This is a genomic window from Streptomyces sp. NPDC047886 (genome assembly GCF_043204435.1).
In the GTDB taxonomy this organism is placed as follows: Bacteria; Actinomycetota; Actinomycetes; order Streptomycetales; family Streptomycetaceae; genus Streptomyces.
On record NZ_JBIDCF010000003.1, the window covers coordinates 762177 to 776271 of the forward strand.

Here is a 14095-nt window from a genome sequence, read left to right on the forward strand (position 1 = left end):
GCGAGCGACGCGCGATCCCGTGACGCCGGTGGGACGGGCGTCACAGGGCCCGGGGCGGTTCCGGGAAGAGCACGAAGAGCGCCCGGGGCGGTTCCGGGAAGGCACCCGTCACGCCGGAGCCATCAGCAGCGGGCGCGCCCGCTCCCGCAGCTCCGCCACCCGGGGCTCGTCACCGTACGGCTCCAGCCGGTGCAGCAGATCCCGTACGTACTCCGTGGTACGCGCCGAGGAGATACGGCCCGCCACCTCCACCGCCCGGGTGCCCGCCGCGCACGCCGCGTCGAGATTGCCCGACTCCAGTTCGGCCACGGCGCTCACGACCAGACGTAAACCGTGCGAGCGTACGAATTCCTCCGTCGGGCGCGACAGCGCCTGCTCGGTGAACCGGCGTACCTGGCGCGGGGCCTTCAGGTCCCGGTAGCACTCGGCCGCGTCGGCCGCGAACCGGTCGTACGAGTAGAAGCCGAGCCAGGACGGGTCCGCGTCGCCCTCGCGCGAACGCTCCAGCCACCCCTCGGCGGCCTTCAGCGCCGCACCGGCCGCCGCGGCGTCCCCCGCCTTGGCGTGGGCCCGCGCCTCGACCAGCCGGAAGAACGACATGGTCCGCGCGGTGGCCAGGCCGCGGTTGCGCTCCAGCGCTGCCTGTGCCAGGTCGACGCCCTCGTCGGCGAACCCTCTGTAGGTGGCCTGCAGCGACATCGACGCCAGCACATAGCCGCCGAGCGGCACGTCGGCGGCCGCCCGCGCCAGCCGCAGCGCCTGGATGTAGTACCGCTGGGCGGCCTCCTGCTGGCCCGTGTCGAACGCCATCCACCCGGCCAGCCGGGTCAGCTCGGCGGTCGCCCCGAAGAGGGCCCGGCCGACCTCGTCCGAGTACGAGCCGAGCAGCAGCGGTGCCGCGTCGACCCGCAGGCACTCGGGCACCATCGAGGAACGCCAGTCCCCGCCGCCGTACTTGGAGTCCCAGCGCCGCGCGTCCTCGGCCGCCTCCCGCAGCTTGGCCACGTCGCTGTGCCCCACGCGCGCGTGCCCGCCGTCGGGCAGGTCGTCCGGCGGCGGCTCGACGACACCGGCGGTGGCCGTGGCGGTGACAGCGCCCGCGGTGCCTTCGAGTGCTCCGTCCGCTGCCCCGAGTGAACCGGTGTCCCCGCGTGCCCCTGCCGCCCCGCTGGTCCCGTTCGCCGCCGCTGTACCGGCAGTACCGGAGGCTCCGGCAGTCCCGGGGGCGCCGGGGGCGCCGGTGGTGCCGAGAGGCCCGGCAGTGCCCGTGACTCCGGGGGCCCCTGGACCCTCGGCGGTCCCCGGCGTGCCAGGCGTGCCAGACGCGCCAGGCGTGCCAGAGGCGCCGGGAGCGCCGGGAGTGCCGGGAGCGCTCGGAGTACCGGGTGTGCCCGGAGCCGAGCCCGCCGGCGGGCTCGACACCCGCCGCTCCACCGACGGGTCGGCGGGGGTGATCAGCCAGCGCGATGCGGGCGTGGCGTACGCGCTCACCGAGAACGAGCCCGCCAGCGACTGCCAGATACCGCCACCGCCCGCCCGGCGCCCGGCCAGATCCAGCCGGTACAGCTCGGTCGCCGACTTGACGGCCTCGCCCACGTCGCGCGGGAACGCGAGACCGACTTCGGGCGCCGGGTCGGCGTCCGCGAGCCCGATCTCGTGCAACGGCACAGGACGGCCGAGCTTCTGCGCGATCGCGGCCGCGATGAGATGCGGCGCGGCACCCTGCGGCACCATGCCCTTCGACACCCACCGGGCCACCGAGGTCTTGTCGTACCGAAGAGTCAGACCGCGCTGTGCCCCGAGGTCGTTGACCCGCCGGGCGAGGCCGGCGTTGCTGATTCCCGCGAGGGCGAGAACGGTGCCGAGCTTCTCGTTCGGCCCGCGTAGCTCCCTGGACATGCGCCACCCCTCGACACCCAGACGGCCGCCGCGACGCCAGGCATAGGCGCGCGGCATTCGTAAACCCAGCGTAGTTCGCCGCATCCCTACCGTTAAGAGGCGGTGTTCCGTATGGCGAGATTGTTGTCCGGACGGTTCGCCCGGTGTGCGCCCCGGGACCCCGCCGCCGTGCTCCCGTCGTGTGGCCGTGCGCCTGTCCGTGCGCTCTGCCTCCACCCGCGCGGGGAGCGTTTCCATGGGTCCTGCGTGGGTCGGCCCGCCGGACTGGAACCGGTGGGCTGGGGGACACCGCCGCCTCATTCCCCGCGGGTGGCGGACGGTCCGGGGGGTGGACAACGCCTCCCGGGCCGGGCGCGAAGTCTCCCGGACAGGCCCCCCGCCCGCGCCGGGAACGGGCGCGAACCGGACCCGAAACGAGCGTGAAGCACATGCGAAACCCACGGGCCTACCGTGGGGTTATGGACAGAAGTGCGGTGTGGTGGGCGCGGAGAATGGCTGAATGATGCCCATGGTTCGACAGGTCGAACCATGCCCGGAAACCCCGGTGGCCTCGTCGTCAACTCCCTTCCCCCGAAGGCCGGATCCGGCCGACCGTCATCACATGGCCCATGCCAGGGGCGCGTTCCCGTTCGGGAGTGCGCCGCCGGAGGCCCTCCCGTGCGCCGTTGTCGTGGCAGCATGTCTCAGTGAAGCGCGAGAGCGAATGAGCTGAGGTTGTCCACAGGCTGTGGAGGCGCGATGCGGTGGCTGGTGGGGTGGAGCAGTATCGCCGCGAGCTTCGGTACGGCCGGAGCCGTCAGCGCGGACGACGACGGCCTCACCATGCACCCCGTCGGTGGCCACCTCCTGTGGGGCGACCCCGACCCGCTGTGGGCCGTCGGCGACTGGCGGCCCGACGAGGTACGGGTGATCACCGTCGACCCGTACACCCGCCTCGCCGTACTGGGCTGCTGCGCCGCCAGCGACGACGAGCTGAAGGTCGGTCTGTTCGCGGCGCGTGGCGGTGCCATGCGCCACCTCACCGCGTGGCCCGGCAGCTACACCGCCGTCGTCCAGACAGGCCGCCGCATCATCGTCGCGGGCGATCTCGCCGGGGCACGGCCCGTGTTCCACACCCCCTGGGCGAACGGCACCGCGTACGCCACCGCCGCCCTGCCGCTCGCCGACCTCATCGAGGCCCAGCTCGACATCGGACACCTCGCCGCGCTGCTCGCCTGCCCGGAGACCCCCGAGGCGCTGCGCGACTCCACCCCGTACGCGGGCGTGAAACGCGTCCCGCCCGGTCACGCGCTCGTGCTGCGCGAGGGCTCCCGGGAGATCACCGGGTACGAACCGGTGGCCTCGCTCGCCGTCGCCGCACCGCAGATCGACCCGGACCGCGCCATCGACGGTGTACGGGACGCCCTGGTCGACGCGGTACGGGCGCGGCTCACCGCCCCGCGCCACGCCCCCGTCACCCTGCCCCCCGACCCGGGCCCCGTCCCCGGCATGGGCCCTGCCGAACGGCGCGCCGCGCGCGGGGCGCCCGCGCCCGGTATCGGCGCCGACCTGTCGGGCGGCAGCGCCTCCGGAACGCTCGCCCTGCTCGCGGCGGGCCTGCCCGGCGTACCCGGCACGGTCGTCGGACACGGGACGGGCGCCGGGGAGAGGCTGCTCGCCGTCACGTTCAACGACCTGTCGGCGGGCGGCCGGGAACCGGGGCTGGTCGCCGAACTCGAACGGGCCCACGCACTCGCCGACAACCCGCGCCTCCACCACGTGGTCGTCCCCGCCGGTGAGGAGGCCCTTCCGTACGCCGACCTGGAAGGCCCCCTCACCGACGAGCCGGGGCCGTCCCTCGTCACCGCCGAACGGCACCGCCGCAGGCTCGCCGCCGGCAGCGCCGACCACTTCACCGGCCACGGCGCCCGGCAGGTGCTGGACGCCCACCCGGCGCGTCTCGCCGACCTGTTGATGGACCGGCGCCGCCGCCACCTGCTGCGGCCGGTCACCGCGCTCGCCCGCGCCGCCGGCCCGTCCGCCGGCTCCCTCCTCGTCCCGCTGACCGTGTACCGGGCGGCCCGCCGACTCGCCCGTACGCCCTACCGCGCGGGGCTGGAGAGCGCCGCCGGGCGGCTCCTGGAGGCCAACCGGACGGCATCGCCGTCGGCGTCCCCCGCGTACGGCCCGCTCGGCGCGTCCCTCGCCGCGCTCACCTGGTCGCGGCCGGGGCCCGCGGCGCGCTGGCTCACCGGGGAGGCGCTGGCCGAAGTATCGGTTCGGCTGAACCAGGCGGCGACCCGCCCGACGTCGGTGCAGCGCCCCGGCGAGGCCCGCGCCAGGGCCGCCCTGGCCCGCCACGCGGCGGACCTCCGCATCCTGGAGCAGGCCGCCGAGATCCGCAGCCAGCGGCTGCACGCCCCGTTCCTCGACAACCAGGTCGTACGGGCCTGCCGTGACCTCCCCGAGGCGCTACGGGTCAGGCCCGGAGCCCGCGCCGACATCCTGCGCTCCGTCCTGGCGGGCGCGGGCGTCCACGACCTGCCGCCCGGCTGGGGCGCCACCTCGCACGCCCCGTCCGTGGCGGCGAACCGGGCGGGTCTGCGGGTGGCGCTGCCGCGGCTGCTGGCGCTCTTCGACGCGCCGCTGCTGGCGGACGCGGGCCTGATCGAGGCCCGTGTCGTGCGCGGCGCGCTGCACGCCGCCGCCGACGGCGAACCGGTCGCCCTGGACGGCCTCGCCGAACTGGTCTCCACGGAGCTGTGGCTGCGCCGCCTCCTCGCCCGGCGCGGCACCTGCTGGACGGGCACGGCCGCGCCCCGCCGCCGCGCGGTGGCCGCCGGGGTCCCCCAGCGCCCCAGCCTGCGCTCCTGACCCACCCGCCGGCGTCGCGGGTGCCGGCCATCCGCCCCGGGGTCCGCCCGGAGCGGGTCGCCCAGAGAGGGTCACCCAGAGCGGGCCGGACTGTGTTCAACCGCAGTCGATGCGTGCCTCGGCCCAGTCCGCGAGCGTGACGCCGCCCGTCAGGGACTCCGGTTCGACCACGAGCCGGATCGACGTCCGGCCCGCGATGCCCACCCGTACCGGTACGGGCGCGTCGCCGCGCCGCAGCACCGGCGACCGCCACAGCCGCTCTCCGCCCCCGCCGTACACGGAGAAGCGCACCGAGGCGCCGCCCAACGTCATGTCGTCCACCCCGGCGAGCGCCGCATAGCTTGAACACGACCGGTTCAGATCGATCGTGACCGACGATCGCGCGTGCGTGGTCACGCCGTGTCCGTATGTCGTGCCGGCGATCGACATGCCGTAGCGCTGCCACAGCCAGCTCGACCCGCCGAGCCGCACCTCGGGGCCGGTGTGGTCGCCGAGCAGGCTGTAGCGGAGCTGGTTGACCTGGTAGACGACGGGCTCGGGCGGCGGGGTCGGCGTCGGCTTCGGGACGGTCGGCTTCGGTGACGGCTTCGGTGAAGGCGACGGTGACGGCGGGACGGGCCTCGGCGCGGGAGCCGACGGCGAGAGCGCGGCCTTCGCGGGCGGCGGCGCGGGCTTCGCGGCGGGCGGCGGCGTCGGACGGGGCGTCGGTGTGGGGCTGGGCACGGGTCTCGGCGCGGCCTCCGGCGGCGGAGGCGTGGACGCCGCGCTCACCGGCTCGGGCTCCCGTGGTACGCCGGGGTCGGCGGCGGGCGGCTTCGCGGCGGGCTCCGGTGCGGGCCCCGGGTCGCCCGAGAGCGCCCAGACGAGCCCGGCCGTCGCCGCGGCCATCGTCACGGCCGCCGCGAGACCGGCCTTGGCCGAGGCGCCGAGCCCTTCGGCGGCCGCCCCGCCTGCGGCGCCCCCGGTGCTGCCGCCTCCCGTACCGGTCGCGGCGGCGGCCGCGCCCGCGCCCGCCGCGCCTGCGGCACCACCGGCCACGACCCCGGCCGCCTTGAGCGAGAACCCGGCCGCGAACCAGCCGATGACGGCGACCGGCAGCAGCGCCGGGATCCCGGCGTTGACCTGCGCCAGCTCGCCCGCGGCCAGCCGGCACCGGACGCACTCCTCCAGATGCTGGCGCAGCCCCCGCTCGGCCCGCACGCGCAGTCCGCCCCGCGCGTAGGCACCCAGCCGGTCGGCGTAGCGGGCGCAGTCACCGCCCGAGGTGAGCGCCTGGCTCACATGCGCCTGGAGGTACGCCTGCTTGAGCCCTTCGCGGGCCCGGCTGGCCAGCACCGCAGTGGCGTTGGCGGTCAGCCCGAACAGCGGTGCCACATCGCTCGGCGACTCCTCCTCGATGGTGGTGTGCCACAGCACCGCCTGCCACCGCTCGGGCAGCGACCGGAACGCCCGCAGGGCGAGCGACTGCTCGGCCTCGTGCATCGCCCGGACGTCCGCGCCCAGTTCCAGCGTGTCGTCGTCGGACACCTCGGACGAGCGGGCGGCCTGTGCGGCGAACACCGCGAAGTCCTCGACCAGATGCTCACGCCTCGCGGTCTTCGTCCAGGCGGCGGCCACGCGCCGTACCGTCGTCAGCAGGTACGCCCGTACGGCCTGTTCGGGCCCGGCGCCGCCGCGCACCGCCTGGAGCGTCCGCGCGAACACCTCGGCGGTCAGGTCGTCGGCGGTGTCCCGGTCGCGGCAGCAGGTGTGCGCGTACCGCCGGACGGCCTGCGCGTGGCGACGGAACAGCTCCTCGTACGCGCTGTCGTCCCCGGCGCGCATCCGCTGGACGAGCTCGGAGTCCGACGGCGGCAGTTCGATCGGCGGCGGCAGTACGGACTCGGACGTGCCGCGCTCGCGCTGTGGCGGGACGCTCACCTCCGGGTCGAAGCCGGTGCCGCCGGACGAGCCTCCGGGCCCGCCCTGGCTCGGTACCTGCCGGGGCGGCAGCCCGCCGACGTCCTTGGCGCCCCCGCCACCCAGCGGCTCGCCGCGACCGTCACCGCTCATCGCGACCGCCCCCGTACCACTGCTGAGACCCGAACACCGGGCAAGCGTGCCACAGAGGACGACATGGGTCCCGGGTGTGCGAGAACCAACCACTCGTCCGAGGAGACCGCACGGATACGAGCGCGAGCCCTCACCCGATCGGGACGGCGACCCCGGAACCGGGCCGGGACGCCGAGCACCACAACACCGCACGCCACGGCGTCACACGCGACGGCACCGCACGCCACGGCGTCACACGCTCCGGCCGGACACGCCCCGACCGCGAAGGCCACACCGCCCGGCCCGCGACCACGAGGGACCGCGACCCGGGCGGCTACGACTCCGGGCGGCTACGACCGTGCCCCGCCCGTCACACGGGACGGGAGCGGAGGCCCTCCAGCAGGATGTCCAGCAGCCGCGCCGCCGCCGCGCTCTGCTGCGCCGCGTCCGGGAGCGAAGGCGCCGCCGTGGCGATCACCAGCAGCACGTCCGCCACCGTCACGTCCCGGCGCAGCTCCCCGGCGTCGCGGGCCCGCTGCACCAGCCGGCCCACGACCTCCAGCAGCTCCGAAGCGCCCGCGTCGTCCAGCTCCGCCGGCGGAGCCGGACGCGACGGGACGACCCGCAGCTCGGGCTGCCCGGAGGCGCTCCGCTGCTGCGGCACCCGCGCCCCGTCGAGCGGCTCGGGCGTCTCGTCCGCGTCCACGCCGACGCGCAGCACATGCGGCGGGAGGAGCCGCCCGGCACCCGAGGCCACCGACGTCCGCAGGAAGCGGGAGAGCGCCGACCACGGCTCTTCCTCCTGCCCCAGCGCCGTCCGCGCCTGCTCGGTGAGCCGTGACGTCTCCTCCTGGGCTATTCGGCGTACCAGCACGTCCTTGCTGGGAAAGCGCCGGTAGACCGTACCGACGCCGACGCGCGCCCGGCGCGCGACGTCCTCCATCGGAGCCCCGTAGCCCAGCTCGCCGAAGACCTCGCGAGCGGCCCGCAGGACATGTTCCAGATTGCGCTGTGCGTCCACGCGGAGCGGCGCGGGACGCGTCGCCCCGGCCACACCCGCACGACCGTGCCCGGTCCCGATCCCGTCCGACGACGTGACCACGGCCTGAGCCTGCCCATGCGAACTCTGAATGTGCATAAGCGTTCCCCCGGTAATGACGTCTCCCCCCGGAGACTCCCCGCCCTGACATCGGGGGCCGGCCCGCCGCGCTCATGGTCACGCGCAGCCCTCCGACACCCCGTCGAGATACGAACATAGTTGAGTCGAGGTCAATTCAGAAGGGGCAGTTCCGTCCGGTGCGCCCCCCGATCGGAGCAAGGACCGGAAGACTCCCGATTCCACCGCGCCGCGCCACCCCACCTCACCCCTCTGACCTGCACACCTTCGTCCTCTCGCGGTTCATGCGCCACCCCACCTCCGCCCGCCCCCGCGGTCACACAATTTGCCGAGCCTGTGGACAAACCCCGAAGCCCGTTGCGTCATGGGATGGTGACGGCTGCTATCCCTCGGGGGACGACCCCCGAATCCCCGGTCAGTACGCGCATCCTCGTCGTGGGCGGCGGCTACGTCGGGATGTACACCGCCCTGCACCTCCAGCGGCACCTCAAGGCCGGGCTGAGGAGCGGCGCGGTCGAGATCGTCGTGGTGACGCCCGCCCCGTACATGACGTATCAGCCGTTCCTGCCCGAGGCGGCCGCGGGGAACATCTCGCCGCGCCACGTGGTCGTCCCGCTCCGCCGGGTCCTCGGCCTCTGCACGATCATCATCGGCGAGGTCGAGTCCATCGACCACGCCAAGCGCACCGCGACCGTGAACACCCTCGCCACCGATGAGGAGGGCGCGGGCTCCCTGCACCTCCGGTACGACGAGGTGGTCGTCGCCCCCGGCTCCATCTCGCGCACCCTCCCGGTCCCCGGCCTCGCCGACTACGGCATCGGCTTCAAGACCGTCGAGGAGGCCATCGGCCTGCGCAACCACGTCATCGAGCAGATGGACATCGCGTCGTCGACGCGCGACCCCGCCATCCGCGACGCGGCCCTCACCTTCGTCTTCGTCGGCGGCGGCTTCGCGGGCGTCGAGGCACTCGGGGAACTGGAGGACATGGCCCGCTACACGGCGCGGTACTACCACAACATCAAGCCCGAGGACCTGAAGTGGATCCTGGTCGAGGCATCCGACCGGATCCTGCCCGAGGTCGGCGAGGAGATGGGCAGGTACACCGTCCGCGAGCTGCGCGCCCGCAACATCGACGTACGGCTGGAGACCCGCCTGGAGTCCTGTGCGGACCGGGTGGCCGTGCTGAGCGACGGGACGCGGCTGCCGACCCGTACCGTCGTGTGGACGGCCGGTGTGAAGCCGGCGCCGGTCCTCTCGGCGACCGACCTGCCCCTCACCGGCCGGGGCCGGCTCAAGTGCGCCGCGACCCTCGCCGTCGAGGGCGTCGAGCACGCGTGGGCGGCCGGTGACGCCGCCGCCGTCCCGGACGTCACCGCCGGCGAGCCGGGCAGGGAGTGCGCCCCCAACGCCCAGCACGCGCTGCGCCAGGCCAAGGTCCTCGCCGAGAACGTGGCGGCGTCCCTCAGCGGTCGGCCGCTCAAGGAGTACGCCCACAAGTACGCGGGGTCCGTCGCGTCCCTCGGACTCCACAAGGGCGTCGCCCACGTGTACGGCCGCAAGCTCAAGGGCTACCCCGCCTGGTTCATGCACCGCACGTACCATCTCAGCCGTATCCCGACCTTCAACCGCAAGGCGCGGGTGATGGCGGAATGGACGCTCGCCGGGCTCTTCAAACGCGAGATCGTGTCCCTGGGTTCGCTGGAACACCCCCGCGCCGAGTTCGCGCTCGCCGCCGGGCCACCGGCGTCCCCGGGGGCCGCGAAACCCGGAACGGCCCCCGGAAAGGCGGCCGGTACCCAGAAGAAGGACGACCCGGGGGACGGCGCGGAAGGCGCCACCGCAGACGGCCGCCCACCGACGGACTGACATCCTTGTCAGTGCGGTCGGTCACACTGGACGTGTGACCATAGGTGGGCTGACACCTGCACAGAGTGACTCTGCACGGCCAACGACACCATGAGGCATAGAGATCCGTGAACTTCACGCGTTGGAGCGCCCGATTCCCCGGTACGCAGCGCCGCGCCGCCGCGCGCGGGACCGATCGAGGGGCGTCACCGGCGCAGCGAGGAGAAGGCTCCGTGCCCGCGGCGCGAGGTGAGTACGGCACCCACGACCAGCAGGACGGGTACGGCGACGGAGCCGGGCGTGGCCAGGAGCAGGAGCCCCCGCCCGACGAGGTCCCGGCCCTGGAGGAGTTCTCCGTACGGGAGATCCTGGGCCGCCTCCCCGGCCTGGTCGCCGTCACGTACGGCACCGAACACCGCGTCGCGTACGTCAACGACGCCTATGCCACCGCCTTCGGGCACCGCACGCCCGGCAGCACCGTCGCCGCGGACTGCCCCGAGCTTCACGAGCTGGGGCTGCTGCCGCTCATGGACCAGGTCCTGCGCAGCGGCAAACCGCGTACGGTCAAGTCCCGCCGCGTACAGGGCGGTGGCTCGTACACGGTCACGTGCCTGCCGGTCGACACGCCCCGGTACGGCGGCGGAGTGCTCGTCCACGCGGCCGACGTCACGGACCACGCGGACGCCGCCGAGCGGCTCAGGGCCAGCGAGCGCCGGCACCGCGAAACTGCCGTGACCCTCCAGAGGTCGCTGCTGCCCCAGGAGTTGGAGCAGCCCGACGACCTGCGCGTCGCCGCGACGTACCAGCCGGGCGGTACGGACGCGGCAGTCGGCGGCGACTGGTACGACGTGATCACCCTCGGCGCCGGCCGTACCGCGCTCGTCATCGGGGACGTCATGGGGCGCGGTGTGCGCGCGGCGGCCGTCATGGGCCAACTCCGCACGGCCGTGCGGGCCTACGCCCGGCTGGACCTGCCGCCCCACGAGGTGCTGCAGCTGCTCGACGGCCTCGCCGCCGAGATCGACGCCAGCCAGATCGCCACCTGTGTGTACGCCGTGCACGACCCCAACGAGGGCCGGCTGGTGTACGCGTCGGCGGGGCACCTGCCGATCCTCGTCCGGGACGAGGACGGCACGGTCAGGCGCGCCGCCGACCCGACGGGCCCGCCGCTGGGCACCGGCGGCTGGCTGCACACGTCAGGCACGATCGCGCTGCCGCCCGGTTCCACCGCCGTCCTCTATACGGACGGTCTGGTCGAGCGGCGCGGCGAGGACATCGACGAGGGCGTCGCCGGGCTGGAGCGGGCCCTGTCCGGCGCCGTGGGGGCGCCGCCGGTGGTCTGCGACCGGCTGCTGCGGTCCCTGGGCGTCACCGCCGAGCACGACGACGACGTCGCGGTCCTGGTCCTGCAGCACCCGTCCCGTACGGGCACGGACGCCGAGCTGTTCCACAACGCGGCCCTCGACCTGCTCGGCGGCGTGGAAGCGGCGCCACGCGCGCGTGCCTTCGCGTCCGGTGTCCTGTCGAGCTGGCGGTTCCCGGTGGAGCTGCGCGACCTCGGCGTCCTCGCCACCAGCGAGCTCGTCGCGAACTCCCTCCAGCACGGCACGCCGCCCATGCGCCTCAGGCTCCGCCGTACCGACCGCCGCCTGATCATCGAGGTGACGGACGGCGACGACCACCTGCCGCGCCGCCGCCGGGCCGAAACGGAGGACGAGGCGGGTCGCGGCATCTCGATCATCGCCACGATCGCCTCGTCCTGGGGGAGCCGCCGCACGCCCGGGGGCGGCAAGGCGGTCTGGTGCGAGTTCGCCCTGCCCGGATAGGGAGTGTCCGGCGGATGACCCAGCGGGTCAGGCGGCCGCCTCCACGGTCCGCTCGGCCGTGTGCCGGGCCACGACCCGGGACTTCGCGGCCCGGAACGGATGGTCCTGCGCGTCCGTGAGCCGCTTGCCGAGCCGCAGCGCCAGCACGCTGATGCCCAGCGAGAACAGCACGAACGTCACGATGTACGGCCCGTGCAGCGCGGCGCCCATCGGCCCGCCCACCGCCGGGCCCACCGCCAGCGCGAGCTGCTTGACCAGCGCGAACGCCGAGTTGTACTGCCCGACCATCGACTCCGGGGCGAGATCGGCGACCAGTGGCGCGACGGTCGGCGACAGCATCGCCTCACCGAGCCCGAACAGCCCGTACGTCGTGATGAACGCGGCCGTCGCCATGGCCTGGCCGCCGTGCCCGAGCCCCGCGTACCCGGCGAAGAGCCACGCCACGGTCCAGATCAGGCCCACGGCCGCGATCACCCGTGTACGCCGGCGCCGCTCCACGAACCGCAGCACCACGAACTGCGCCACGACGATGACGGCCGTGTTCGCTGCCAGGGCGATCCCGAGCGTCGACGGCTCGATCCCGGCCGCCTCGGTGCCGTACGCGGCGAGCCCCGATTCGAACTGTCCGTAGCAGGCGAAGAACAGCACGAACCCCAGCACGCACAGCCACACCATCGCCTTGTGCCCGAGCAGCGCCCGCATCCCACCCTTGGCCTTGGCCTCGGTGGTCTCGGGCCGCGTGCCGGTGAGCGATGCCGTACGGGGCATCCGCACGGTCGCCGCGATCCCGGCGAGGACGAGGAACATGCCCGCCTCGATCGAGAAGAGCAGCAGGAAGCTTCCGGGCCGGCTCTCGTCCACGAGCTGCCCGCCGATCAGACCGCCGATGCCGAGTCCGAGGTTCTGCAGGAAGAACTGTGTCGCGAAGGCCCGGGTCCGGGTGGACGGGGACGAGCACCAGACGATCATCGTGGCCAGCGCGGGCTGCATGACGGCCGTACCCGCGCCGAGCAGCGCGGCCGCCAGCACGACGGTGGGCACGCTGTCCGCCACACCCATGCCCAGCGCGCCGACGGCCGCCAGCAGAGCGGCCCCGACCAGCACGGGTAGAGGACCCCGCCGGTCGATGGTGCGCCCGGTGAAGGGGAGGACGACGAGAGCGGCCATGGCGAAGACGGCCAGCACGGCACCGGCCGTGGTGGCGCCCAGGTCCCGCACCTGAGCCACATACACATAGAGATACGGAACGGTGAACCCGAGCCCGAACGCGCTCAACACGTTCCCTGCCTGGATCCGGCGCATCGCCGCGCCCATCGCCTTGGTCACACTCACCCACTTCGAATCCGTAGGGCTGAACCCTGAAGACTTCAATACTAAAGTTCGATGCTTAACTGTACACAGTGAAGGACTTCAACGCCAACCGAGGCCATGGGATACTCCTCCGCATGTCCGAAACGCAGGAGCCTGGCCTCGAGCCGACCCTCGACGAACAGATCGCCGCCTATCAGCGCGAGTTCCGCGACCTCGACCCCCAGGTCGAGAAGGTGGTCTCGGCACTCGGGCGGCTGAACCGCCGGATGAACGTGGCGTACGGCCGCCAAGTCGCCGAGCTCGGCATCAGCAGCGCCGAGTGGGAGGTACTCAAGACCCTCGTCCTCGCGGGCGCCCCCTACCGCCTGGGCCCCAGCGATCTCGCGAAGCGCCTCGGCCTCACCCCCGCGGCCATGACCCACCGCATCGACCGCATGGCCGGCGAAGGTCTCGTCACCCGCGACCGCGACGAGAACAACCGGGTCCGCGTCATCGTGGAACTCACCGACGAGGGCCGTACGAAGTGGCTGGAGGCGATGCGCATGGCGACCGCCTTCGAGGAGGACCTCCTCCAGGACCTGTCGAGCGACGAGCGCGGCGTCCTCGGCGAGATGCTGATCCGCCTGCTCCGCCGCGTGGAACACGCCCAGCCGGACGCGGGCGGCCGACTGACCGACCTCGACTAGCGGCGGAGCACGGCGCGGGCGGGGGGTTGACACGCCCCGCTGCGATCCGTAAGGTTCTTCGGGTTGTCACGGGACCGGAACGGTTCTGCGGCAGCCACTCCCGCCGCGAACGCGGCAAACAAACTCAGCACGATCCCCCGGTCGGGGTGTATTTCGGCATGCCGGAATTCATTTCGAAGGCTCGATTATGAGTCGCCCGGGAAATCCGCTAGAGTTTGAGCGTCGGAACGGCCCAACAGCCGGAAAGACACCCCCCGCTGACTGGGAATCAGGCCCGAAAGGATCTGGTAGAGTCGGAACCGCCGGAAAGGGAAACGCGAAAGCGAAGAACAGCCCGGCAGCCCGCTCCAGCGGGTGGCGGAAACGGAAAACGGATCTGCTAAGCTGGAAACACGAAAGACCGAAGGGAAGCGCCCGGAGGAAAGCCCGCAGGGGTGAGTACAAAGGAAGCGTCCGTTCCTTGAGAACTCAACAGCGTGCCAAAAATCAACGCCAGATTAGTTGATACCCCGTCTCCATCACGGAGA

Annotated in this window: 8 protein-coding genes; 4 read left to right on the forward strand and 4 right to left on the reverse strand. The window is 73.5% G+C overall.

Annotated elements, in window-relative coordinates; all coding sequences use genetic code 11:
• Positions 1-108 precede the first annotated feature (108 nt).
• Positions 109-1899, reverse strand: a complete 1791-nt coding sequence (locus ACGF5U_RS15030) for a collagen-like protein (protein ID WP_392718334.1) — start codon at positions 1897-1899, stop codon at positions 109-111.
• Between the two features lie 738 nt (positions 1900-2637).
• On the opposite strand from ACGF5U_RS15030, the gene ACGF5U_RS15035 reads away from it, so the two are divergent.
• Entirely contained in the window at positions 2638-4752 is a 2115-nt protein-coding gene (locus tag ACGF5U_RS15035) for an asparagine synthase-related protein (RefSeq protein WP_392718336.1), read from the forward strand.
• Between the two features lie 96 nt (positions 4753-4848).
• Here the strand turns inward: ACGF5U_RS15035 and ACGF5U_RS15040 are convergent, their stop codons facing one another.
• Together ACGF5U_RS15040 and ACGF5U_RS15045 are read right to left on the reverse strand one after the other, a co-directional pair.
• Positions 4849-6804 (reverse strand): sigma-70 family RNA polymerase sigma factor, encoded by a 1956-nt coding sequence (locus ACGF5U_RS15040; RefSeq protein WP_392718338.1) that lies wholly within the window; start codon positions 6802-6804, stop codon positions 4849-4851.
• Positions 6805-7153: 349 nt separating this feature from the next.
• On the reverse strand, positions 7154-7921 hold the full coding sequence (locus tag ACGF5U_RS15045; protein WP_392718340.1) for a TetR/AcrR family transcriptional regulator: 768 nt from the start codon (positions 7919-7921) through the stop codon (positions 7154-7156).
• A gap of 348 nt (positions 7922-8269) precedes the next feature.
• Between ACGF5U_RS15045 and ACGF5U_RS15050 the strand changes: the two genes are divergently transcribed.
• Both ACGF5U_RS15050 and ACGF5U_RS15055 read left to right on the forward strand, forming a co-directional pair.
• The gene (locus ACGF5U_RS15050; protein WP_392718342.1) at positions 8270-9766 is read left to right on the forward strand and encodes an NAD(P)/FAD-dependent oxidoreductase; all 1497 of its coding nucleotides are present in this window, start codon (positions 8270-8272) and stop codon (positions 9764-9766) included.
• Positions 9767-9873: 107 nt separating this feature from the next.
• Entirely contained in the window at positions 9874-11571 is a 1698-nt protein-coding gene (locus ACGF5U_RS15055) for a SpoIIE family protein phosphatase (protein ID WP_392718344.1), read from the forward strand.
• A 27-nt stretch (positions 11572-11598) separates the two neighbouring features.
• Here ACGF5U_RS15055 and ACGF5U_RS15060 read toward each other — a convergent pair whose 3' ends face one another.
• Positions 11599-12873 (reverse strand): MFS transporter, encoded by a 1275-nt coding sequence (locus ACGF5U_RS15060; protein WP_392718352.1) that lies wholly within the window; start codon positions 12871-12873, stop codon positions 11599-11601.
• 143 nt (positions 12874-13016) lie between these two features.
• On the opposite strand from ACGF5U_RS15060, the gene ACGF5U_RS15065 reads away from it, so the two are divergent.
• Positions 13017-13568: a MarR family winged helix-turn-helix transcriptional regulator gene (locus tag ACGF5U_RS15065; RefSeq protein ID WP_392718346.1), complete on the forward strand. Its 552-nt coding sequence runs from the start codon at positions 13017-13019 to the stop codon at positions 13566-13568.
• Positions 13569-14095: the final 527 nt, after the last annotated feature.